Source organism: Lelliottia jeotgali (assembly GCF_977070485.1).
Genome location: NZ_CDRVFO010000019.1, coordinates 16,056 through 39,589, shown reverse-complemented (window position 1 = coordinate 39,589; position 23,534 = coordinate 16,056). Strand labels below are relative to the sequence as shown.

Below are 23,534 nucleotides of genomic sequence, written 5' to 3'. Positions count from 1 at the left end.
ACTCCTAACGGTTCAGGGATGCAGCAGCGAGGGATGCGGCAAGGGCTGCTGCCTGCCCCTGCCGCGTGGGGAATCAGGCTTTCAACTGGCGCAGGCCATCGGCCAGCATCCAGAGGGCGCGATTGAGGCGCACATCGGAATCAATGCCCTGCACCGGCCGGGTCTGCTGGCGGCGTCCGTTGGCGCTGCGCCCATGCAGTCCGCCTTTGGTCAGGTTTTCTTGGGTGCGGTTGAACACGCTCCACAAGTCCGGGCGGCGGTCGTCGAACCGGCGCGGCATCAGGATTTGCGATTCGGTGATGGGCGCGGGCTTGTTGTCGGTGGGGTCGTACTTGAGAGCCAGCGCGGAACGGGCGAACACCTCGGCTTCGCCTTCGTCCAGCGTGATGGCCTGCATGGATTCGCGGGATTCCAGCGCACGGTCAAAACCGTGCAGCACCTGATAGGCACCTTCGATCACTTGCCCGGCCACGTCGCCCTTATGCGGCACGCGCACATCGGCCACGGTATCGCCGCAAACAAGGCCATTGCTGCACACGAAACGGAACATGCCGGCCAGCATCTGGTAACTGCTGGTGCCGTCATGCGAGTTCAGCAGGATGATTTCGTTGGCTTCGCCTCGGGCGTTGATCTGGCTGGCGTGGCGCAGCCGGATCATGTGCTTGGTGTAGTCGCGCCGGTCTTCGTGGCGGGTGCGGGTCTGCGTCACCATGAAGGGCTGAAACCCTTCCTTGCGCAGTTCGGTCAGCACCGTGGCGGTGGGGATATAGGCGTAACGCTGGGAACGGCTTTCGTGGGGTGCTTCCGCGAAGATGGACGGAGCCACGCGGTGAATCTGGTCATCGGACAGCGGGGAATCGCTGCGCAGTACCGGGGAAAGGGAAGCGAAACGGGATGCAAGCATGGTCTTTCTCCTGACGAAAAGGGTTTGCTGTTCAAACCGCATACCGGATTCCTAGATTCGGAGCCCAGCCTTTCGGCTGTTCTGTGCGGTTGGCACGAGGAACCCGGTTGGCCCTGTTGCCACCGTCTTTCCTGAGTTCATCGCCCGCGACGGTCAGGAGCCCACGGACGTGGGCCGTCAAGGAGAAAAGCGGCAGGTAGGTGCGGCCCGCAGGCGCAGCCGAGGACACGGCCTGGCGCGCCTTGATGGCACGCGGCCACGGGCTACAGTCGCGAGCAAGGTGATGGAGTCAGGAGAGACGGCTGGACATGGCAACGGCCGCCGCGATGTGCAAACCGCACGCAAGCGAAGCGCGCAGGCCCGAAGCTGGAAGCCGGGCCGTAGGCGTCAGGGATGTGGAAGGCTGGCGAATGCCAGTCCCGTCAGGGATGAGCGGACAACGAACCTGGCGCAGCCTGGGCCGCGAAGCGGAGACGCACGCAAAAGCAATGCGCAACACGCAGAACTTGCCAATTTCGCCGATTCTTGCCAAATTGGACTAAAATTCGCCAATCCATGAACTGTTTTGTTGGGCTATAGCGCCATGCCGACTGATAGCGACGAAATTTTTACCATTGAAGAAATGGCCGTCTATTTAAAGGCGGGCAAGCGCACGGTTTACCGCTTGGCGGCAGAAGGAAAAATTCCCGCGTTCAAAGTTGGTGGGACTTGGAGATTCCTGCGTGCGGACATCGAGCACTGGATCAAGCAGCAGTCAACCGGCCAGTCCAAGGACGGTCTCCAAGAAAAATCGCGTAAAGAGGAAGAAAACTAATGCTTGGATTGACTTTACGTGATGAGTTTCGGGGCAAGCGCCTCAAGGGGACGGCCATTGAGCTTTCCAACGACTCGAACACTGGCGCCACTCAGATTGCCGCACAGGCATTCTTGGAGATTACATATCCGACCCACGATCTGCTGAAGGGGATCGAAGCCGTTGGTCCTAACCAAGGGCGGCCGGTGGTCGTGATCGGCGAGCGCGGCCTGGGTAAGTCGCACTTGATGGCAGCGCTCTATCACGCAGTCAATGATCCCGCATCGACGGGCGCTTGGCTTAACTCTTGGTCAAGCACGCTGGGTGATCCCAGCATCGGAAAGATTGCACTACGCGATGGCATGTTGGTCATTGGCGAGAGCTTGCACCGTCAACGCTATAAATTCTTGTGGGACTTGCTGTTCGAGCGCCATCCGCGTGGCGAATTCATAAAGGGCAAGTGGGAAGGCATGGGGTCGGCCAAAACTGACATACCCTCAGACAAGCTCATCATCGAGCTGCTTGAGCATCGGCCCGCGATGCTCCTCCTCGACGAATTCCAGACTTGGTACGACGGCCTGACCAACACCAAGCAGTACCCCTGGAAGCAATGGGCATTCAACTTCATCCAGATCCTGTCGGAGATCGCCAAAGAGCGCCCCGACCTACTGGTGTTGGTTATCTCCGTGCGCAATGGTAGCAGCGATGCTTACCAGCAGGTACACCGCGTCAATCCGGTGGCCATCGACTTCAAGGCGGGAGGCAATGCCGAGCGCATCCAGCAGGATCGGCGGCGGATGCTGTTGCATCGCCTATTCGACAACCGTCTTCAGATTGCAGACGGCACCATCGAATCGCTGGTTGCACAACACGTCTACGAATACTTCCGCCTGCTGGATGTGCCGCCCGCTGAGCAGGATCGCAAGCGCCGTGAATTCACGGAGTCTTGGCCTTACGCACCCCACTTGCTGCGCCTGCTTGAGGAACAGGTGCTGATCGCCACAGATGCGCAAGAAACACGCGACATGATTCGCATCCTGGCCAACCTCTACAAGAGCCGAGGCGAAGCGGTGCCTGTGCTCACTGCTGCTGATTTCCGGCTGGATGACGATGCTTCGGGCATTGGCGCACTGCTGGATTCAGTTTCCAACGAACACCACCGCACGCTGCGCGAAAAAGCGCAACACAACATCATTTCGGTGACCGAGGCGGTGTACGACCACGCCAACCTTGCCCCTCACCTGCAAGAAATCTTGAGCGCGCTGTGGCTGCGTTCCATCGCCGTCGGCAATCTGGCCGGGGCCGATCCTGCCACGTTGCAGGTGGACATTACCCGCAACAAGCCGGTGGATGGCAATGCCTTTCAGGTCGAACTGGCAACTATTGTCGAAAACAGCTTCAACATCCACCAGGAAGGCCCACGGTTAGTCTTCCGCGAAGAAGAAAACCCTCGCGCCAAGCTGATGGCCTGCGCGCGCAATGACAAGCTATTCACCGATGGTTCCGACCAAGCACAGCTTGCTAGACAGGTTCGCTATGTCATCGGCGGCAGCGAAGATGCTGCTGGTAAGTTCCGCGTGATTGCGCTGCCGAAATCATGGCAGAACGATCCCTGGGCGTCGCTCGACGAAGCCGAGCAGCCGGAGCGCTGGGACGACCGGCTTCCCATTCTAGTGCTGCCCGAAGAACCGGAGAAAATTGACCAGACGCTGGGACGCTGGCTCAAGGATCACCTGCAAAAGCGCCGCAACACCATTCGTTTCTTGTTGCCTCGCGCCGGTTCCACCAATGCCTTTCAGGATCGCGATCTGCTCATCCTTGCCCGTGCCGAAATGAAGGCGCAGGAATGGAGTGGTCAGAACCCCGAATACAAGAAACTCCACAAAGAATTTGAAGGCACGCTGCGCGAGAACCTGAAGAAGCGCTTCGATCGGTTTGCCATCCTGCACCGCTACGACCACCAGAACCCGCAACAATCGCTGCTCAGTGCGGAACATTTGAAAAAGCAAGGTGCACAAATCCCCGAGGGCATCGAGGAAACGCTGACCAACGACCTCTTTGTTCCCGAAGACTTCGAAGACCTCGTGCTTGAAGCCGCCTCTGAGAACGCACCCCTCGGAAAGCTGCTGCGTGAACTGCAAGAGCCTCGTCCTGCGGGCCAGGATTGCATCCCCTGGCTGGGTGAAACCGCGATGAAGGAGCGCATCCTGCGGTTGTGCGCGCGCGGCAAGATCGCCATCAACCTGCGTAATCTGGAGCACCTGCAAACGCAAGCAGGCGAAGATGAGGATACCGCTTGGCGGCGCTTGCGGCCCAAGCTCTCATACACCGGGCGTCAGCTCGATGAAGTGTTCCTGATGGAACCCTCGGCAGTGTCCGCCACCGGCGGCACTACGCCACCCGCGCCGCAGCCGTCCGCTGGCGGCAATGGTGGAATGGGTGGCGATATCTTTGGCAGTGGCACAGCTTCCGCCATCGGTTTACAAGAGCCGCAGCCTGGTACCACATCCACACCAGCTGGCATTTTCGGTGACACGAGCAGCGGCGCCAAACCGCGTATCCCGCTCTCTAATCCACCCACATCGCCGCTCAACCTGATCGGCAAGCTCGAAGGCTGGGGCATCGGCCCAGCTTCTCCTGTCCACGAGGTCCGACTTGCCTCCATTGGCAGTGCAAACGGTCGTCTTGTGGACGCGTTGAAAATTGTTGGCGAAGCCAGCAGTGAAGTCACGATCAAGGTGTCTTCCGCCACCGGTGCGCAAATCAAAGAACTGCTCAAGAAGCTGCCCGATGGCATGACTTTCGAGCTGAGCCTTGAGAAGGAGGACAACTGATGGCGTTGGATGCTCAAATCTTGCGGTGCTTAACCCAGGAAAGCCCGAAAGACGCGTGGCGTATCATTACCGAACGGGCGTTAGAGATCGCCTCCAAACCGCTGGCCGAAGGCAATGCCCCCGGCGAAGTGGTCAAGCGTGACCGCGAAATTGGCGAGCTCGATTTATTCCTTGCCTCTAGCGGCTGGGATCTGTGGCAGACCTTCGGTCAACCCGAAATCAGTGGTGTGGAACGTACCTCAGACCGGCTTGCGCGCTGGTGGAACGAGCCCGGTTATGGCCATAGCGCCGCTCGCGCCGTACTGATTCTTGACGCCCTCTCGTTGCGTGAACTGCCCTGGCTGCTGCAAGGAGCCAAAGAGCGTGGATTCACCCTGCACACAGTGGCCGCTACTGCATCCGAGCTGCCTAGTGAGACCAACCCGTTTGCCCGCGCATTAGGGCTGGCCAGCCGCAGCCAGCTGCAAGCCAACGGCGGCGGCTTGGCGCATAAGCTGCAACCGGCACAGACCGAAACCATCGATCTGCCGTGGAAGGACTGCGCAGGCTTGGTGGGCAACGCCTCGGGCGCGAAAAACTGGGTGTTCTGGCACCATTGGCCAGATGCCAAGCTGCACGATTACGGCGCAGGCCAGGGGCTGGAGCTTCTAACCAAAGATGCCGCGCAGCAACTTACCAGTGACGAATTTTGGGGCCTTGTTGAGCGCCTCGCCACTGGGCGGCGCTTGGTCATCACATCGGATCACGGCTACGCCGCCACTGGCTATTTCCCTGATGCCGATGGCGAGGTTGCAGCTCACCTTAAGCAAACTTTTTCAAGCGGACGCAGCAAGGCGGGGAATGGCGATGTTGGCCCCTTCGTTCCTCCGGTTGCATTGCAAATCGACAGCCCGCACGGCACACACCTGTTGGCGCTGGGCCGCAGAAAGTGGCGAAGTCAAGGCGGCTACCCGACGTTGACGCACGGTGGCCTCACTCTGCTGGAGGTGCTGTCGCCGTTTGTCGAATTGACCAAGTAGGCGGCGCGATATGTCAGCGGCAGAATTACCCGACGATCTCTTCACAGAAATACAGGGCGCTTTCCGCAAAGCGCCTGTGCTCCTTGTGGGGTCTGGATTCTCTTGCGGCTATGGCCTTCCTGGCATGGGGGCTCTGGCAGAGCATCTGGCGAATACCGTTAATGGCGTGCTGACCACAGATGAAGCAAAAAGAGCTTGGGCACAGGCAATTGAGGCGATCAAGGAGAACCTCGAGACAGGGCTGAACAATATTCCGTTGGGCGCTTTGGGCTGGGGTGAAATCGTATCAGCCATACGCAGTGAAACTGCTCGGCTGATTCTTGATAGAACGGCCACCGCTGAATCGAAGGTACTTCAAGAAAAAGCGGATGGTGGACACGCGCCATCACGCCTTCTGAATCGTCTGTTCGATGGCTCGCCGCAGAACGCAGAAGGCATTCACGTCATCACGACCAACTACGACACGTTGTTGGAGCTATTCTGCGATCTGGCAGGACTTCCCATTGATACAGGTTTCACCGGATTTCGCAGACGAAAACCTCGCCCCCGACCAATTTTCGAGAATCAGTACACGCGAATCTGGGTTGCTGAGAAGCGTCAGCAGCAATTCGACCACAGGCTTTGCAAAACCGTTCGCATCTACAAACCTCATGGTTCCATTAGTTGGTTGACCACCGATGAAGGGCCGATGGAGGTTCTTAACGATGCCGCAACAGCAGGTCGGGCGATCGTAGTACCCGGCCCGTCAAAGTACCAAGACGCGCTGGTCAATACCTTGTTCGACGAAATGCGAACCGCGATGAATGCAGCACTCGCCGATGCTCAAGCGTTGTTGTGCATTGGGTTTGGCTTCAATGACGACCATCTGCAAGGCGTCATCAAACGCCGTCTGGCGGCAGGCATGCCCGCAATCATTGTCACGCGCGACTCCACCCCGAACATTGAACAACTGCTTGGCGAACACCCTCACGTGATCGCTGTGTTCAGGAACGGTGACGGGGCGGTTTGCCGCTGGAATGGGAATGCATTGCAGTCTTCAGAGCCAATCTGGCAACTTGATGATTTTCTGAAAAAATTTGTGGAGTGAGGCAAGGATGAGCATTTTCAACTTCACCGACGAGCAGTCACTGGGCGAAGTCCGCAGTGTGGAAACCTCGCGGATCACCGTGCGGGTGACGGACGGTCAACGTCTGCAAAAAGCGCGCGTCGGTCGACTGGTTGCCATCCAGTCGATAGGGGATGAATGGCTGATCGGCATCATCGAAAGAGTGTGGCGACATCCGGTGGAGCTGCCGACGCTACCAGAAGCTGACCCACCAGCGGATATTGCCGGTGTTCCCCAGGAGGAAAACGGCGTGTCGATCAGCTTGGTCGGCACCTATCGCGCTCGGGATGGGCAGCGCAAGGACACCTTCACGCGCGCAGTTTTCATGCTGCCGGAGATCAACCGCCCTGTGTTCCCCATCGAAGAAAAGTCTCTCGAAGAATTCATGGGCATCTTGAGTGCATCGTCCAAGGCGGATGCCGCTGCCCCGCTCAAGGTCGGCACCTACACCCTGGATGGCAAGGCCAGCGCCTATATCGATGGCGACAAGCTTTTTCAGCGCCATGCCGCGTTGCTGGGCAGCACCGGCTCAGGGAAATCCTTCACTGTCGCATCCATCCTAGAGCAGTCCGCGCAACTGCCTCACGCCAATATCGTTGTGCTCGATTTGCATGGCGAGTATTCGAGCATGAAATTCGCGTCGCATTACCGCATCGCTGGTATTGGCGACATTAAAGCCAAGAAAGACGGGGCGATCTTCCTGCCGTTCTGGCTGCTGACCTATGACGAAATGCAATCGGTATTTGTGGATCGCTCAGGGGACAACGCACCCAATCAGGCACTTGCGCTCATGGATTCCGTCATGGTGATGAAGCGCGCAGCTATAGCCGCGCTTGGCAAGCCAGACCTTTTGGAAGGCTTCACCGTTGATACACCAGTACCTTACCGGCTTGCTGATCTTGTCCAATCGCTGGATGACAAAAACGACGAAGCTATTGATACCGGGGAAACCTACGCAAGCGGCCCGCGCAAAGGTCTAGCCAAAACCGAAAAAGGTCCATTGAATGGCAAGCTCTCGCGCTTCCTCATTCGCTTGAAAACCAAGATGAACGATCGCCGTTATGCGTTCATGTACCAGGCGCCGGAGGAATACGAGACTTACGAGGCGCTGCACGATCTCGCAAAAAAACTGCTCGGCACAGGTAACGTCAACGATGGCGTCAATCCTGGCATCAAGATCATCGATTTCTCGGAAGTGCCCTCGGATATCCTGCCGGTAGTGGTGGGCTTGGTCGGGCGGCTGATCTACCAAGTTCAGTTTTGGAGCAGCCCGGGCGAAGACGGTGATGCGCGCCACCCTATTGTCATCGTCTGCGATGAGGCGCATCTCTATCTGCCAAGCAGTGCCGCTTCCACCGGGCCGCTGGAAAAGCGCGCCCTGGAAAATTACGAGCGCATCGCCAAGGAAGGCCGTAAATATGGCGTTGGTCTAATGGTGGTCAGTCAGCGTCCCTCGGATGTCAGCACGACCATTCTTAGCCAATGCAGCAACATCATCAGCCTGCGCCTGGCGAATAAGACTGACCAGGCAGTGGTCAGGCAGCTCCTGCCTGAAAGCCTGGAAGGGTTGATGGAGGTACTGCCGACGCTGGATGTGGGCGAGGCTGTTGTGGTGGGCGACGCCACCTTGCTGCCGACCCGCATCAAGATGTCCAAGCCCAAACACGAACCACGCAGTGCAACGATCCCCTTTTGGTCGCGCTGGGCCACGCCCAAAGCGGAAGTTGATTTGGTTGCCGCGGTAGAAAACATGCGCAGGCAGTCGCGCGCACAAGAAGATTAAGGACGCTTGAATGGCCACCAAAAAAGAACTACTTGCACAGCAAGTCGCCAAAGCCGTCGGGGCGGGCAAGCCCGTCGCGCTGGAAACGGTCGATTTCAACGACCCCAACCGCGCCAAAACCTGCCTGGAGGTGGATTTCCCGATCCTGCCCGTCAATCAAGTGGCGATCATCGAAGGCAACGCGGGCAAGCCGATTTACCAGATGTCAAAGTGGTGGGCGCGGCGGCGCTCCAGCGTGTTTCGTTCGATGTTGATCGCTGCGGCGACCAAGGCCCCCGAAGACAAATCGCACGCGGCCAAACTGGTGTGGGACAACTACTACGCCAACCACCAGAAGAAGGGCGCGTTCAAACACCTGAAGGTGGCGGACATCTTCATGGGCGGCGGCACCACATTGGTGGAAGGCTCGCGCCTAGGCATGCAGATGGTCGGCAACGACCTCAACCCGGTCGCGTGGTTCGTGGTCAAACAAGAACTGGCCAACGTCGATCTGGAGGAAGTGAAGAAGCTTCTCGCCGACATCGAGGCCGAGGTCAAGCCGCAGATCATGCCGTACTACTACTGTGACGGCCCTGAAGGTGAGAAAGGCACGTGGACGCACCTGCCGTCGAACAAGGCAATGCCTGCCGATTTCGACCCGCTCGCCATCCCGCAGGGCGAGCGCAAGGATTACCGTTACGAAGGCCCGGAGGCGATCTATACCTTCTGGGCCAAGCATGGCCCTTGTCAGGTGACGGGTTGCGGCCACCGCACACCGATCATGACCAGCCCGGTGATGGCGGTGAAAACCATTAGCGTGAAGCACTGGGAACATACGTGCAGCAAATGCAGCGGCGAATTTCACGTTGAAGAGGAAGCCGCACGGATGGCGCCGGATGCGCCGCTGTATGTCGCGCCGGATGAATACCCGTTCTCCGTGCTCGACCGTAGAAAGGGTGTGATCTGCCCGCATTGCGGCCATGCGGCAATGGTCAACCTGGGCAAGCCGAAAAAGCCGAACAAAAAGGTCGAGCTAAGCTTGCTGGTACATCCGCAATGGCTGGCAGGCGAAGCCAAGCAGGACGCGAGTGGGCAGCCCTACGGCGGCTCGGCGCAAGACGACGTGGCCGCGACCACGCGGTGGGACAGTGAGCGGGCATCGAAGATTCGACTGCTGGAGGTGCGTGGTGCGCTGCCAGATGAGGTGGCGTGCCCGGAAACGAAGATCACCTTTGCGCCGGAAAGCGGCACGGTGCCGAAAAAATCCCACTACACCTGCGCAGCCTGTGGCACGGTGCAGGATGTGCTGACCACAATCAAGGCGACGGGCAAGACCGGGCCGATGGCTGCCTACGCGGTGCAGGGCTACGCGCCCAAGCGCGATGCGGCTGGCAAACCTTACAGCGGCCGCTTCTTCGCAGCCTACGGCACGGCGCACGCACTGCAATACGACGCAGCGTTCGCTGAATGGGAAGCGCGCAAGGATAAGGACCTCAAGGACTACTGGCCGCGCTCTGAGCTTCCCTATGGCTTCATGACCCATCACCTGCAAGGCGGCGTGCCGAACCACGGCTTCACGCACTGGTGGACGATGTTCAATCCGCGCCAGTTGCTGGTGCATGCTCAACTGCTCAAGGCGATTGTTGAAATCGGAAACTACGACTGGAATGTACGCGAGTTTGTAGTCGGGGCTTTTCAGCAGTATTTGCGGAATCAGAATCTGTTCTGTTTTTGGGACAGCGGCTATGACAAGCTCGTACCGCACATGAGTAACAACAACTATCACCCCAAGAATAATATCGTTGAAAACAGCGTATTCCCGGTGCTGGGTCGTGGCAATTGGGCTTCTTGTATCGATGGGATAAATGAAGGCCGCAAATGGGCGGCTCAACCATGGGATTCGGTGAGCATCGAAGCGCTGAAGCGTGGCGATCCCGTGTTGGCGGACCAGTTGGTCGGAAAAAGCGAAAAGGTCTACCCCGGCGATCCAGTGCTAGATGTGGCCGTGCACCAGGGATCATCTACAGATTTGGCACAGCTTGACAACGGCACTCTTGATCTGGTCATCACCGATCCGCCCTTCGGCGGTTTGCTGCATTACTCGGAATTGTCCGATTTCTTCTACGTATGGCTGCGCCTGGCGCTCAAGGACAAGTACCCGGCGATTTTCGCCGCGGAATACACGCCCAAATCGCTGGAAGCTGTGGCCAACCGTGCTCGCGAACCGGAAGATCCGGATGGCTTCTACCAGCGCCTGCTCACCCAGTGCTGGCGCGAGGCGCATCGCCTCTTGAAGCCCAGCGGCATCCTGGCCTTCACCTTCCACCACAGTGAGGATGAGCCGTGGGTGGCGGTTCTGGAATCGCTGTTCGACGCGGGCTACTACCTCGAAGCAACCTACCCCATTCGCTCCGACGAAACCAAGGGCGAAGGCGAATTCGGCTCCAAGACCATCGAATACGACATCATCCACGTCTGCCGCAAGCGCACCGAAGAACCAAAGCCGGTGAGCTGGGGCCGGATGCGCCGCGAAGTGATGGCCGATGTGCGCCAGTTGCAGGCCATGCTGGAAAACCACGCCAAAGAGGGTCTGCCCGCTGCCGACATCCAGGTCATCCGGCGCGGCAAGGCGCTGGAATATTTTTCTCGCCACTACGGCAAGGTCTATGTAGACGAAGGCCGCACCATCTCCGTCCGCGACGCGCTGGTCGGTATCAACCAGCTCATCGACGAAGACGCCGACAAGGGCAAGGAGCCGCCGCCGGTCAACGCCGAACCGATGACGCGCCAGTTTCTGCGCACCTTTGGCGCGGCCACCGAGATGAAGCGCGACCAGTTGCAGAAGTTTCTGCGCGGCACCATCACCACACCGGATGACTTTGAGCAGCGTGGCTGGTGTAGTGAGGTGAAAAAAGTCTTCACCCGCACTGCGCCGCTGGATTTCGCTCGCGATTGGCAAGGCAAGCACAAGCGCAAGCTCACCTCCGACCTCGATCAGGCGCTGGTGCTGATCGGCGCCTGCGTGGACGGCAGCGGCATCAATGCCTCGGACACACTGACAAACGAAAACTTCAAGCCGCATGTGGCACTGAAGCCGCTGCTGGAATGGCTGCAAAAGAACGGCTCCGATCAGACCACCCGCAACGCGGCGTCGCGCGCGGTGGCGATCTTCTCCACCTGGCAAGCCAGCCAGGCACCCAAGCCGCAGCAGGTTTCGCTGTTCGATGACGATGAGGAGTACACGCAATGAGGCAGGTGCTCGATACGGTATGGCAACGGCGCGGCACCAGCTGGCTGTGGGATGAGGAGGCACGCAACACCGTGTGCGCGGCGGGCGAGGTTTGGAGCCTGCGGCAGTTTTTGCAGGCGGCAGCCCCCAGTGCACAGGGCTGGCCGGATGACCTGCCCAGCAACGGCGGGCAGACGTTGGTGGTGGCCGGGCTGGAGGGCAGCTTAGACTTGCTGGCACCCGATCAAGGCGAAATCTGGCTGGGCGACACGATTAAACGCGCCATCCTGTCATTTCAGGATGAATACGGAGGAGAAGCAGCCTTGATTTTCTGGCTGCCGCAGGGCCAAGGCCGTTTGCGCGTGCAGGCTTCCACCGACGCTGTGAACTGGCTGTGCGAAGCGCCGCATCGGGGTCAACAGCTCGATTTTGGCCGCCTTCTGTGGGGTGAGGCCAACGAGTACCCGCAGGAAATTTTGCTACGCGAGGGCGCGAAAGCCGCCGGCCTATTTCACCTTCGGATTACTTGAGGCCAACGCGTGCAAGCAGACGACTTAGAGGATTTGTTCCAGCCCGGCGAGCGCATCACCCATACTGAATTCGGCCCAGGTGTGGTGCTCGAACCCACGCACGATGGCTATCTGCGCGCGTTCTTCGGCGTGGTTGGCGAGCGCCGCGTGCCGGTTAGTTCGTTACGCCGCGAGCGCACCCGTACCGAGCGCATTCTGCAATCGGTGGCAGGCGGCTCAGACCGGGCACGCAAAGCATGGCTTTCTTACGAGGCGCACGCATTGCCGGTGATGGAAAGCGCCTCGGCGCTGACCTCGGCACGCATTGATCTGCTGCCGCATCAAGTGGTGCTGACGCACCGCATTGCGACTGCTTCACCACGGCGTTACCTGATCGCCGACGAGGTGGGCTTGGGAAAAACCATTGAAGCCGCGCTGATTCTGCGTGAACTGGCCAGCCGGGGCGAGTTGACGCGGGCGCTGATGGTCGTGCCCGCAGGCTTGGTGAACAACTGGCACCGCGAGCTGAACGAGGTGTTCAATCTCGACTTCGAGGTGTTTGGCTCCGAGGGCGACATTACCGATCGCAAGACCAATGCCTTCGCCAAACACGATCGGCTGATTGCCAGCATCGACACATTGAAGCGCCCGGCGCGCATCAAGCGTCTGCTGGACGCGCCTCGGTGGGATCTGGTGGTGTTCGACGAGGCGCATCACCTGACCGCCCACCGCACGGGCGGCAAGGTGCGCAAGACGGAAAACTACAAGCTGGCCGAGGCATTGAAGGATCACGCGCGTGATCTCTTGCTCCTGTCTGCCACGCCGCACCAAGGCAATCACTTCCAGTTCTGGATGCTCGCGCAGCTTTTGAACCCCACGCTGTTTGGCAGTTCCGAGGACATGCTGGAAAACCGTCATCGCCTGAACACGGTGATGTTTCGTCGCACCAAGGCCGATGCCTGCCAACCGGATGGCTCACCGCTGTTTGCACGGCGCTGGGTGCATACCGAATCTTTCCTGATGAATCAGGAAGAGCGGCTGTTTTACGAGAGGCTGCGCGAATACTTGGAAGACGGTTTCGATCTGGCCCGCCGCCAGGGCAACCAGGGACGCGCACTGGGCTTCTTGATGGCGATCTTCCAGAAGATCGCGGCATCGAGCTTTGCCGCCGTGCGTCGCACGCTCAAGCGCCGCCTGTTGATGCTGACGCTGCACGAGGCGCTGCTGCGTGACAAGGAGCTGGACATTGAAGGCCGCGAGCGGCTGACGGAAGAAGCCCGCGAACTGATCCATGCAGAATTTAGGCTGGCGAAGGACAGCGTCGGCCGCAGCGAGGTGGATCGCGTGCTGGCTGACCTCAAGTACCGGCTGGTGAAGAAACTGGATGAAGACGCGCTGGAAATGGCCTCCGATCCTTATGGCAGCGAGTATTCGGCTACGCACGCCGAGGAGGCGGCTTCCGCTGTGGTCGATTTGCATCTGCCCGAGGAGCGGCTGCGCATTGGTGACTTGCTGCGCATCTTCCCGCAGCAGCGCGAGACCAAGGCGCAGAAGCTGCTTGATGGCTTGGGGCATCTATGGCGACAGGACGCTAACGAAAAGATCGTGATCTTCGCCACCTACCTCGGTACGGTCGATCTGATTGCCCGCGAGATTGAACAGGCGTATCCCGGCCAGGGCGTGGTGGTGCTACGTGGCGGCGACCACGGTGCCAAGCTGGCAGCAGAGAAGAAGTTCCGCCTGAAAGACGGGCCGCGTGTGCTGGTGTGTACCGCGGCAGGCCGCGAAGGCTTGAATCTCCAGTTCGCGCGCATTCTGTTCAATTTCGACCTGCCGTGGAACCCGATGGACATGGAACAGCGCATCGGGCGCATCCATCGCTACGGCCAGCGCGACACTGCACAGGTTTACAACCTGGTGCTGTCGGACACCATCGAGGGTCGCATCTTCCTGCTGCTGGATGAGAAGTTGACTGAAATTGCACGCACGGTCGGCAAGGTCGATGATCAGGGCAACGTGGCCGAAGACATGAGGGCGCAGATTCTGGGGCAGCTTTCCGAGCGGTTGAACTACGACCGCCTGTACCAGGAGGCGCTGTCCGATCCCGAACTGAAACGCACCCAGGTGGAGCTGGAAGCGGCGCTGTCCAATTCCCGCGAGGCACGGCAGGTGGTGTTCGACCTGTTTCAAGACCTCGACGGTTTCAGTCTAGATGATTACCAGCCTTTCTCGGATGTGTCATCCAGCCTGGATCGGCTAGTGCATTTCCTGTCAGCGGCAGTGGCAGATCGCCAGCAGAAACTGCTGAAGGTCGATGAGGAGACCTACGACCTTGTAACAGTGGATGGCACGCGCCGTGCGCGTTTCACATTGAGCCGCGACACCGCCACCAGCAGGGACGATCTGGAGCTGATGGGGCTGGATCACCCGGTGGTACAGGAAGAGCTGGGCCGCTGGCGCAGCGTGACGCCCGAAGACATCGGCATTGCGGTGGTCGGGGATGTTGACGAGCCGGTGGTGCTGTCCTTGTGGATGGTGGAGGCGTCTGCGGGCAACGGCGAACGTCGTGTGGTGGTGCAGCCCATCGCAGTCAAGCAGGACGGGGCACGGGTACCGGCGATTGAGCGGCAGTGCGAAAGGTATCTGCAAGCACCGACGATCTCGCCGAGCTTTACACCGGAGCAGCGGCTGGCGCTGTTCGCCCACACCGTGGAGCCGACTCTGCAACGTGAACTGAAGCACAAGGGCGCTGCAAATGGGGACGGTAGCTATTCGGCGGAGCTGATTGGATATGTTGAGATCATTGCTCAGGCGACTTGATGCTGGAAACCGAAGGCGTCACGGATCAGCGCCGAATGGCTGTGATTCGCTACTAAGCAGGAGGGAGCCCGCGAGCCCGACAGCAACAAGCCGGACACACGACTACAGCTTGCCTTCCTTGAGGAAAAGCGTTCCGCGAGATTCAAGCAGACGCCGCGTGTGCTCCAGTTCCTTTTGCAGCAGTTCGGCATCCGGCAATACCGTCCGGTAGTTCGCCGCCATCACCTTGGTCGGCAAGCCATCCAGCGCATACCGCGCCAGGGCATGACCCTTGTCTGCGCACAGGATCAGGCCCACCGGTGGGTTCTCGTCCGGGTAAGCCCAATGCTCCTTGGCATAGTTGCAGTACATGTGCATCTGCCCCACATCGGCATGGGTCAGGCTGCCCAGCTTCAGATCAATGATGACCAGGCAGCGCAGCTTGCGATGGAAGAACAGCAGATCGACCCGATACCAGGTCTGGTCGATGCGCAGCCGACGTTGCCGCCCGACGAAGGTGAAGCCTTCGCCTAGTTCCAGCAGGAAGTCTTCCAGGCGCTGGATCAAGGCCGCTTCCAGGTCGGATTCCGAATACTCGTCCTTGAGGTCGAGGAACTCCAGCACATACGGGTCTTTGATCGCATCATTGGGTGTGACCGCATCCTCGGGTTTGGCCACGGAGCCCTTGACCAGCATCGCCGCCTTGTCCTTGGACAAGGCCGTGCGTTCGTAGAACTGGCTTCCAATCTGTCGATCGAGCTGGCGCACACTCCAGCCACCGCGCAGCGCCTCGGCCTCGTAGAACTGGCGGGCATGGTCATCCTTGACCGACAGCAGCCGGACATAGGCCGACCACGGCAGGGTGAAGACCTGGGCCAGTTCGGAGAGGTCGAATTTCCGAGACACCGTCTCGGAATTTTCGATAGGCAGTCCGTCTCCAGATTTCCGAGACAGTGTCTCGGAAATTGCCTCAAGGGGGTAAGCGGCGAAGAAGCGCCGCATGTTCTCCAGGTTGTCCGGGCTGAAACCACGCCCGAATCGCGCTGTCAGGTCGGCGGACAACCGCGCCATCAACTGCTCGCCGTAACCGGCCCGTCGTCTGCCTTTCTGCTCGGCTTCGACGATCCTGCGGCCAATCTCCCAATAGCTGGCCGTCATCAGCGCATTGACACTGCGCGCCGCTGCCTGGCGCGCCGCATCCAGAAGTTCCACGATGCCGCCGTGGATACCGGCATAGCCGGCAGGTAAGGCAGAAGGTTTCCGCGTCGCCACGGGCATCTTCCTTGTCATTCTGCCACCTCCATAGAGCGGGATGCCCCGGTGATCGCCAGCCGCCGATTCGCCACCAGTTCGGCCGCATCCCGCACCGGCTTGTCCTCGGTATGAACATAGTGCATAAACATCGCCACGGTCTTGTGGCCTGTGAGCTTCATGCCCACCTTGGTCGGCACGCCCGAGTTCGCAATATCGGTCGTCGCCCGGTGGCGGATGCCATGTGTGCCAACGTGCGGCACACCAGCGGCCTTGAGCACGCGCTTCCAGCCGCCGTAGTGTTCGCCGTGTGTCATGTGCCGGGTCGGGTCGTTGGGCGACGGCAGGACGTAGGGGCAGCCGTCCCGGCGCGGTGCGGTAGACAGCAGCCGATAGGCTTCCTCGCTCATGGGCTTGGAGATACCGCCGGTCTTGCTGTCGGGCCAGACGACGCGGCGGTTTTCCAGATCAACCCAGCCCCATTCCAGTGGGCAGATTTCGGAGCGGCGGGCGGCGAATTCGAATTGCAGGCGGATCGCCAGCGGGATGACGTAGTTTTCCAGTCCTTTCGCCTCCAGGTGTTCCAGGTGACGGAAGATCCGCACCAGCTCATCGTCCACGATGAGCCGGGTTTCCCTGCCGGGCGGGTACATCGGGACGTGGCGGCACGGATTCGTGCCGTCAGGGCGTAGCCCCCACACTTCGGCCAGGTTGAACATCTTGCGCAGCACGCCGAAGGTGCGGTTTGCCTCTGCTTGCTTGTAGGCCAGCTTCTTCATCAGCGCGGCCACGTCCGGGCGCTTCACGTCCTGCACCTTCATCCGGCCCATGATCGGGATGATGCAACGGTCGATGACGCCCTGATAGCCGCGCTGCGTGCTGGGCTTGTTGCGCTGCTTGGAGTAGTCCTCCATGAAGGTGTCGCAGAACTCCTTCATGGTCGGCGCCTTGCGGGCGGCGTTCTTGGCAGCGCTGGGATCGCCACCTTTGCGCACCTCGGCCAGCCATTCCTGCGCCATCGTGCGCGCCTGATCGACGGTCAGTTCCCCGTACTGGCCCAAGGCGGGCTTGCGGCGCTCGCCGGCGTTCGTGCGGTACTGGAGCATGAACACTTTGCGGCCTGCTGGGGTGATCTTGCACAGGAAACCCGGCACCACGGTATCCCGCAGTTCGACGGCCTTGTCTTGGGATTGTGCCGCATCGACTGCGGACTTGGTGAGCTTGATTTTCGCCATGATGACTCCTCGGAAAGCCCGGTTTCCAAGAGCCGCATGGGAGCCACGCGAGGGGAAGCCGGGTCAAGTTTCAGAAAGCATCGGCATATGTTGAACTCGCCTAAGTAATTGATAAACCTGCTGTATCGAGCCTCGGCGTAGTCCAGCGAATTGCGATGCTGGAGTCATCGTGAAACAAAAAAACCCGCACACGGCGGGCTTCTTAGCAGGGCCAACAAGCGAAAAATCGCCACTGGCCAATCTGAATGTGGTGCCGGAGACAGGAACGATAGGAATCGAACCGGGGTGTGGCGACCAATGAATTTGGGTGCAATCGCGTGCAGGGCTGGCGAGGTTACCACAGGATTACCACAGCGCTATCACTAGCGGCCGCAGGGATCACGCTTGTTGGCGCAGAGGACAGCCCGTGCTCCTACGTCCCCTCTAGCAATTCTCGCCGCTTGCCGTCATGACTGAACTGGACCTGGAATATCCTCCTCAATCACGGCTCTAGCCACACGGAAGCCTTCCGCAGAAGCGGGTACACCGGCATAAACCGCGCAGTGAAGAATGACCTCCTGGATCTCCTCCGGAGTACAGCCATTGTTAAGAGCCCCGCGCACATGCCCAGAAAGTTCCTTTGGTGATTTCAAAGCAGTCAGCACGGCGATTGTCACCAAGCTTCGAAGCTTGAGGGAGATGCCTTCTCTAAGCCACACACTTCCCCAGGCATGATCATTGATGAACTCCTGGAGCGGTAGAGTGAACCCGTTGGCGCTGCGCATAGCCAGCTCTACAAACGGCTCCCCCATGACTGCTGCCCGCATGCCTCTTCCGTCAAGTACGTCGCTCATAATCACCTGCAGTCAAGAAAGTTGGTCATAAAAACTTAACTGGGTAATTTATAATCACCCTATTCTCATCAATATCGAAATTACTGAAATCTCTTCTTAGCGAAGAGTTTCGCCATTTGATAGACATGTCTTTCAGCGGTCCGCTCTGCACAACATACGCGAGCTCGGACTCGCGCCCCCACTCTTTTCCGTCAGTCACTGCATCGGCATGAATATTACTACCCGACAGGTAGCGGTTCATAATTGTCAGACCAGGTATTCCCAAGGCTACAAAATTGAAATCATGACGAATCTGCCAAGAGCGCTCTTTGGCAAAATCGTAGCTTGAAATGAAAGTATCGTTCGCGAGCGCACTGCCAGCGGCCCCGTTAACACGCATCCAACCTGTATCTCCATAGACGCCCTGTAATCCTACATAAAACGTATTCGCGCCGGTCTTTGCAGAAAGCATCAGTGTGGCAGTCTTGTTGTCCATTTCGCCTGCCTTGGCAGAACCGGACTCATCTCCCAAGAACAGGCCAAGATTCGCACCTAGCCGCCAGTCGCCTAACTGCTGACTATGTACCGCATTAAAATACTGCTGCTTGTAGATGTCTTGCAGTTCTGCATACCAAAGGCCAACTTGAGTAGCCTGGTTATTGAACGAGTACTCACCACCGAAAAAATTGAATCGATCAGATACCGCTCCAGGCCTACCAGACATGAACATTTTTTCCATGCTGCCATCGTTTCTCGGGCTATTGCCTCGAAACTGACCAGTATAAAGTGTAACGTTTTCGATTTCTTTAGATGTGATCTGTGCGCCCCTGAATGTCTGAGGTAAAGATCGACCATCATCTGAACGCAGTACCGGAAGCGATGAGACCCACTCACCAACCTTCAGTTCTGTCTTCGATACTCGGGCTTTCACTGCAACCCCTAAACGACCGAAGTCATCGGCGGCTCTGCCGTCATCATGGACTGGAAGGAGCTGAGTGCCTGCAGTTCCACGCCCACCGTCAAGTTTTAGGGAGTAGAGCCCGAGAATATCCACACCGAAGCCCACAGGCCCTTGTGTGAAGCCTGAGCGGACATCCAAGATGAAGCTCTGCGCCCATTCTTCTGCCATGCCCTGTGGATAAGTGGGATCTACAAAATTCCTATTGTGGTAAAAATTTCGCAGATTAAGCGAAGCGCTCGTATCCTCGATCATCCCCTCGGCGTTTGCCTGGGCTCCTAAACCTAATACCGAAAGCGTTACAACTGTGCCGCCGAGCAGGCTGGATTGAAGTTTTAATTTCTGGATCGAAAGGATCTTCATTATTTTTATTTTCCTTTTTACGGGCAGACGAGAACGAAGCTGACACTTAGCAGCATTCAAAAAGTCACAAGTGGAGCACACAGTAAAGCCGCCCCCCTAAAATCATTAAGGGATCGAGTTGCTTTAAGTAATTCAGCGAGCTTTCAAGACCCTCTTGCGTCTACCAGGACCGCCATCAACAGAGCATCAACATCACCCCGGTTTACCCATGAGTGATTGGTGCCGAGCTGAATAACTACATCAAACGGCTTCATTTCAACTTCGGCTTCATCGAGCACGAGCGTGATTGAACCTTGCAGGAGAATTATGTAGTCAGTAGTAGAACTCTTGTGCATGCCCGGATCACGAGTGGTATCAGGTTGAACGTGGGCCGCATTCATTCTTGCGAACAGGTCACCCCAAGCCTTCGCCTTCTCCTCAAGACTGAGGTGAGCTGTATCTGCTTCAGGAGGGATCTGAAAGAATCTGAAAACCGTGCCCGATGCGGGAGGCTCCAAGCTATTGGACAGCTCACCGTGATCAGTGGTTGAACTGTGATCATGCGGAGCTTTTCCGGTGGTCCACAGCTCGGTGAGACCGCCGATGCAGTGAGTGGCAGGACCGTCAGAGAGGACGGTAGATCGACCGTTTGAATTATCACACGTGATGATACGTCGCACAGGTATGAGCATGGTCAGGCACTCTTATTCTTTGATTGGGCCATTTGCCGAGTAGGCCCTCAATGAGGTCTACCTTCGCCGCATACTACGAATCCTGCCTGAAAAATGCGAGGTCATAACCGGATTCAAAACGGTCATAATCGGACATCCAGACGTAGGGCGCACTACTTCGATTCCTCCCTGACCTGCCGAGGTGTCTTCCCTGTCCACCGCTTGAACGCTCGTCGAAAATTTGTACTGTCGCTGAAGCCGATTTTGGCTGCGATGTCCTCAGTGCTCATCTTAGTGGTTTGCAGATACTCCAAGGCAAGGCTGCTTCTCACGTCATCAAGAATAGCTCCGAAGTCCGTCCCTTCCGCGTCCAGCTTTCTGCGTAGAGTCCTGGTGGTCAATCGCATTTGCTGAGCGACCTGTTCCATCGTCGGAAACTGATTCGGAGTCAGCATCATCAGTTGGTAAACCTCACCCGCGAAGCCTGACGAGGTCTTCGCTTTGCCTATCAGACGGTCACACGTTTCCTGCAGCACGGTACGGGTTAGGCGATTAGCAAGCTGAGGAGCTTGGGCCAAAATCTTATGAGGGTAGTGAAGCTCCGTCACTTGATGGCCAAACTCGCATTCACACCCTAGGAACCGCTCATACCTGGCCGAATCCGAAGGAGTGGGAAATGCGAACAGAGCCTTTATAGGCCGGCACTCAGGCCCTGCCGCATCGTTCAGATGAGTGACGTGTTGAGCCATCTGCTGGCGGAGCAGAAACTGCCTCGCCTTTGGGCTCATGAGATGACTGTAAACCTCCGTGAACTCCCAAATGGCGGCATCGGCTTCTTCGCGCCAACTGATCGTCAGTGTGGGTGTGGCGAGCACGTGGTATTTCACGCCGAAGTCGAAAAAATCTCGCAGCGTTGAACTGCACATCAACGCATACCCATACATCCCGTATGCAGAGAGATGCATACGAGATCCAACCTGAAAAGCAGTTGAGGAGTCTGCCGAGGCTCGGATGACATTTTCGCAGGCCTCAATGTACTGATGAATCGAGGTCAGCGTATTTGGATCGCTGATTTGGGAGACATCGAGCTGCGTTCCCTGGAGGACGACTTCCGCAGTGATCCCTTGCTCAGCCACTGCTTCAACGAGCGTGGCGATCTTGTATGGAGCAAATATTTTCTGATTGAGGAAGACCTGATTAGGTGCAGGCATGGCAACCCTCCGTTAGCGCGAGTGTCCGGATAGGACTGGTAACTGTCCTAAAGCAACCTTACCAGCTTATCTGCACGCTCGTAGTATGACTTCAACAAGAAAGCCCGAACGGGCTCGATAAAAACGGAGTCACCATGCACAAGATTCTACAGGCCTGTGTAATCGGGGCCGGGCTCATGGGCCATGGCATTGCACAGGTTTTTGCCCAAGCCGGACATAAAGTATCGCTCTACGATCCCGATGCGGCCACCTTGGACCTCGCTCCGCAGCGAGTGGCCCATAACCTCGATCAGATGGGTATAGCCTCAGCGCCGATTCTCGCGAACATTGCCCTCTTCACAGACTTGCGGGAGGCGGTGAGCAACGCCGATATCGTCATTGAGGCTGTGCCAGAGCGGCTGGAACTGAAGCAAAAGCTCTTCGCCGATATCGCTGGCTTCGCCCCACCACACACCGTGCTGGCAAGCAACACTTCTGTCATTCCCATCACTGAAATCGGCGAGATGCTGGGCTCCGAGGCCCGAGCGCGACTGGTCGGCACACACTGGTGGAACCCTCCTCATCTCGTTCCTCTGGTAGAGGTAGTGCGTACTGAGCACACCTCACTGAGCGTATTTGAATCGACCTTCGAACTCCTCCAGAGCCTGGGTAAGTCACCGGTTAAGGTGAATCGAGACGTCGCTGGTTTCATCGGTAACAGGCTTCAACATGCAATGTGGAGGGAGGCCATCTCTCTGGTCTCCCAAGGCGTGTGTGACGCCGAGACTATCGATACGGTGGTAAAGCAAAGCTTCGGCATGAGGTTGCCCTACCTGGGCCCGATGGAGAACGCAGACTTGGTGGGGCTCCAACTGACGAAGCTAGTCCACCAAGTCATTTTCCCGGATTTATGTAACGACCAAACTCCAAATCCGCTGCTCGAAACCCTGCTGGCAAATGGGCACGAAGGAATGCGATCCGGCGAAGGACTCCGGTCATGGACAAAAGAACAAGCCGATGGGGTTCGTCAGCAATTGGCTATGCGACTCATCGAGTTAGTGGCCGCCAAGTCCCCTGGAACGTCCCAAGCTGAGTAAAAGCGATGAACAATAAGAACCGCAAAATTATCATCACCTGTGCCGTTACCGGTGCAATGCACACCCCGACCATGTCGGAATATCTGCCGATCACACCTGAACAAATCGCCCAGCAGGCTATCGATGCTGTCGAGGCTGGTGCCTCCATCGTCCACTTGCATGCTCGTGACCCCATCGATGGTCGGCCATCACCAGATCCAGCGCTGTTTGATCAATTTGTCCCGGAAATTGCTCGCCAAACGGGTGCGGTGATCAACATCACTACAGGCGGAAGCACGCGTATGACACTTGAAGAGCGTCTCGCATATCCGCTGCGGGCACGCCCTGAAATGTGCTCACTAAACATGGGATCAATGAACTTTTCGATCCATCCTATTGCTCGTAAATTCGACAACTGGAAACACGAGTGGGAAAAACCATATGTCGAGGGCATGGAAGATCTGATCTTCAGAAACACCTTCAAAGACATCAAGCACATCATGCAAGATCTGGGTGAGTCGGGCACACGCTTTGAGTTAGAGTGCTACGATGTAGGGCACCTTTACAATCTCGCGTACTTTGTTGATGAAGGTTTGATTAAGCCACCATTCTTTATCCAGTCGATTTATGGAATTCTAGGTGGCCTGGGCGCTTGCCCTGAAAACCTCACAATGATGCGTAGCGTCGCGGATCGCCTATTCGGGCGCACCAACTATGAGTTTTCGATTTTGGGGGCTGGCCGCCATCAAATGCCTCTGCTCACCATCGGCGCAATCATGGGTGGACATGTGCGGGTAGGATTGGAAGACAGTATCTACTTGGGTAAAGGGGTGAAAGCAAAGTCCAGCGCAGAGCAGGTTCAGAAAATTCGTCGAATTCTCGAAGAGCTGTCGTATGAAATCGCCACGCCAGATGAGGCTCGCCAGATCCTGGGGCTCAAGGGCGCTGCGAACGTCGGATTTTAGTTTCCACTAAGCAACACCCTTGACAGTGGAGGTTACGAAGGCTTGGTATCTAGGGAGCCTTCGAACTCCACAGGCGAGAA

17 protein-coding genes are annotated in these 23,534 nt (G+C 57.9%); 10 read left to right on the top strand and 7 right to left on the bottom strand.

Going from position 1 to position 23,534, the window contains the following annotated elements; translation table 11 throughout:
• Nucleotides 1–73 precede the first annotated feature (73 nt).
• A complete protein-coding gene (locus tag ACW4TB_RS22920; protein WP_031631155.1) occupies nt 74–904 on the bottom strand; it encodes a DUF932 domain-containing protein in 831 nt (276 codons plus the stop codon).
• A gap of 583 nt (nt 905–1,487) precedes the next feature.
• Here ACW4TB_RS22920 and ACW4TB_RS22915 point away from each other — a divergent pair.
• Genes ACW4TB_RS22915 through ACW4TB_RS22880 form a run of 8 tightly spaced genes read left to right on the top strand, consistent with a single transcriptional unit; the run spans nt 1,488 to nt 14,975 of the window.
• Nucleotides 1,488–1,718: a helix-turn-helix domain-containing protein gene (locus ACW4TB_RS22915; RefSeq protein ID WP_075806001.1), complete on the top strand. Its 231-nt coding sequence runs from the start codon at nt 1,488–1,490 to the stop codon at nt 1,716–1,718.
• Nucleotides 1,718–4,531 (top strand): DUF499 domain-containing protein, encoded by a 2,814-nt coding sequence (locus ACW4TB_RS22910; protein WP_031631161.1) that lies wholly within the window; start codon nt 1,718–1,720, stop codon nt 4,529–4,531. The genes ACW4TB_RS22915 and ACW4TB_RS22910 overlap by 1 nt, the downstream gene beginning before the upstream one ends.
• Nucleotides 4,531–5,550: a hypothetical protein gene (locus ACW4TB_RS22905; RefSeq protein ID WP_031631163.1), complete on the top strand. Its 1,020-nt coding sequence runs from the start codon at nt 4,531–4,533 to the stop codon at nt 5,548–5,550. Before ACW4TB_RS22910 ends, ACW4TB_RS22905 begins: the two co-directional genes overlap by 1 nt.
• A gap of 10 nt (nt 5,551–5,560) precedes the next feature.
• The gene (locus ACW4TB_RS22900; RefSeq protein ID WP_031631166.1) at nt 5,561–6,637 is read left to right on the top strand and encodes an SIR2 family protein; all 1,077 of its coding nucleotides are present in this window, start codon (nt 5,561–5,563) and stop codon (nt 6,635–6,637) included.
• A 7-nt stretch (nt 6,638–6,644) separates the two neighbouring features.
• Nucleotides 6,645–8,438 carry an ATP-binding protein gene (locus ACW4TB_RS22895; protein ID WP_031631169.1) on the top strand — a complete coding sequence of 598 codons (1,794 nt, stop codon included), beginning with the start codon at nt 6,645–6,647 and terminating at the stop codon, nt 8,436–8,438.
• Nucleotides 8,439–8,448: 10 nt separating this feature from the next.
• A complete protein-coding gene (locus ACW4TB_RS22890; RefSeq protein ID WP_455828575.1) occupies nt 8,449–11,667 on the top strand; it encodes a DUF1156 domain-containing protein in 3,219 nt (1,072 codons plus the stop codon).
• Complete coding sequence (locus tag ACW4TB_RS22885) at nt 11,664–12,176, top strand: hypothetical protein (protein WP_031631174.1); 513 nt, start codon at nt 11,664–11,666, stop codon at nt 12,174–12,176. The genes ACW4TB_RS22890 and ACW4TB_RS22885 overlap by 4 nt, the downstream gene beginning before the upstream one ends.
• A gap of 9 nt (nt 12,177–12,185) precedes the next feature.
• Nucleotides 12,186–14,975, top strand: a complete 2,790-nt coding sequence (locus tag ACW4TB_RS22880; protein WP_031631176.1) for a DEAD/DEAH box helicase — start codon at nt 12,186–12,188, stop codon at nt 14,973–14,975.
• Between the two features lie 102 nt (nt 14,976–15,077).
• Here ACW4TB_RS22880 and ACW4TB_RS22875 read toward each other — a convergent pair whose 3' ends face one another.
• From ACW4TB_RS22875 to ACW4TB_RS22850, 6 genes are all read right to left on the bottom strand, one after another.
• On the bottom strand, nt 15,078–16,244 hold the full coding sequence (locus ACW4TB_RS22875) for a PDDEXK nuclease domain-containing protein (protein WP_031631178.1): 1,167 nt from the start codon (nt 16,242–16,244) through the stop codon (nt 15,078–15,080).
• Entirely contained in the window at nt 16,241–17,440 is a 1,200-nt protein-coding gene (locus ACW4TB_RS22870) for a tyrosine-type recombinase/integrase (protein WP_031631181.1), read from the bottom strand. Before ACW4TB_RS22870 ends, ACW4TB_RS22875 begins: the two co-directional genes overlap by 4 nt.
• A gap of 446 nt (nt 17,441–17,886) precedes the next feature.
• Nucleotides 17,887–18,273, bottom strand: a complete 387-nt coding sequence (locus ACW4TB_RS22865) for a carboxymuconolactone decarboxylase family protein (RefSeq protein ID WP_012316327.1) — start codon at nt 18,271–18,273, stop codon at nt 17,887–17,889.
• A gap of 25 nt (nt 18,274–18,298) precedes the next feature.
• Nucleotides 18,299–19,573, bottom strand: a complete 1,275-nt coding sequence (locus tag ACW4TB_RS22860) for an OprD family porin (protein ID WP_012316328.1) — start codon at nt 19,571–19,573, stop codon at nt 18,299–18,301.
• A gap of 143 nt (nt 19,574–19,716) precedes the next feature.
• A complete protein-coding gene (locus ACW4TB_RS22855) occupies nt 19,717–20,244 on the bottom strand; it encodes a cupin domain-containing protein (RefSeq protein WP_279933661.1) in 528 nt (175 codons plus the stop codon).
• 152 nt (nt 20,245–20,396) lie between these two features.
• Nucleotides 20,397–21,434: an AraC family transcriptional regulator gene (locus ACW4TB_RS22850; protein WP_012316330.1), complete on the bottom strand. Its 1,038-nt coding sequence runs from the start codon at nt 21,432–21,434 to the stop codon at nt 20,397–20,399.
• Nucleotides 21,435–21,568: 134 nt separating this feature from the next.
• Between ACW4TB_RS22850 and ACW4TB_RS22845 the strand changes: the two genes are divergently transcribed.
• Entirely contained in the window at nt 21,569–22,510 is a 942-nt protein-coding gene (locus ACW4TB_RS22845; RefSeq protein WP_279933660.1) for a 3-hydroxyacyl-CoA dehydrogenase family protein, read from the top strand.
• A gap of 5 nt (nt 22,511–22,515) precedes the next feature.
• Complete coding sequence (locus ACW4TB_RS22840) at nt 22,516–23,454, top strand: BKACE family enzyme (RefSeq protein ID WP_012316332.1); 939 nt, start codon at nt 22,516–22,518, stop codon at nt 23,452–23,454.
• Nucleotides 23,455–23,534 lie beyond the last annotated feature (80 nt).

Bases quoted from the DNA above. Each gene is read 5' to 3' on its own strand.
- ACW4TB_RS22920 (WP_031631155.1), bottom strand. From the start codon at position 904: ATGCTTGCATCCCGTTTCGCTTCCCTTTCCCCGGTACTGCGCAGCGAT.
- ACW4TB_RS22915 (WP_075806001.1), top strand. From the start codon at position 1,488: ATGCCGACTGATAGCGACGAAATTTTTACCATTGAAGAAATGGCCGTC.
- ACW4TB_RS22910 (WP_031631161.1), top strand. From the start codon at position 1,718: ATGCTTGGATTGACTTTACGTGATGAGTTTCGGGGCAAGCGCCTCAAG.
- ACW4TB_RS22905 (WP_031631163.1), top strand. From the start codon at position 4,531: ATGGCGTTGGATGCTCAAATCTTGCGGTGCTTAACCCAGGAAAGCCCG.
- ACW4TB_RS22900 (WP_031631166.1), top strand. From the start codon at position 5,561: ATGTCAGCGGCAGAATTACCCGACGATCTCTTCACAGAAATACAGGGC.
- ACW4TB_RS22895 (WP_031631169.1), top strand. From the start codon at position 6,645: ATGAGCATTTTCAACTTCACCGACGAGCAGTCACTGGGCGAAGTCCGC.
- ACW4TB_RS22890 (WP_455828575.1), top strand. From the start codon at position 8,449: ATGGCCACCAAAAAAGAACTACTTGCACAGCAAGTCGCCAAAGCCGTC.
- ACW4TB_RS22885 (WP_031631174.1), top strand. From the start codon at position 11,664: ATGAGGCAGGTGCTCGATACGGTATGGCAACGGCGCGGCACCAGCTGG.
- ACW4TB_RS22875 (WP_031631178.1), bottom strand. From the start codon at position 16,244: ATGACAAGGAAGATGCCCGTGGCGACGCGGAAACCTTCTGCCTTACCT.
- ACW4TB_RS22870 (WP_031631181.1), bottom strand. From the start codon at position 17,440: ATGGCGAAAATCAAGCTCACCAAGTCCGCAGTCGATGCGGCACAATCC.
- ACW4TB_RS22865 (WP_012316327.1), bottom strand. From the start codon at position 18,273: ATGAGCGACGTACTTGACGGAAGAGGCATGCGGGCAGCAGTCATGGGG.
- ACW4TB_RS22860 (WP_012316328.1), bottom strand. From the start codon at position 19,573: ATGAAGATCCTTTCGATCCAGAAATTAAAACTTCAATCCAGCCTGCTC.
- ACW4TB_RS22855 (WP_279933661.1), bottom strand. From the start codon at position 20,244: ATGCTCATACCTGTGCGACGTATCATCACGTGTGATAATTCAAACGGT.
- ACW4TB_RS22850 (WP_012316330.1), bottom strand. From the start codon at position 21,434: ATGCCTGCACCTAATCAGGTCTTCCTCAATCAGAAAATATTTGCTCCA.
- ACW4TB_RS22845 (WP_279933660.1), top strand. From the start codon at position 21,569: ATGCACAAGATTCTACAGGCCTGTGTAATCGGGGCCGGGCTCATGGGC.
- ACW4TB_RS22840 (WP_012316332.1), top strand. From the start codon at position 22,516: ATGAACAATAAGAACCGCAAAATTATCATCACCTGTGCCGTTACCGGT.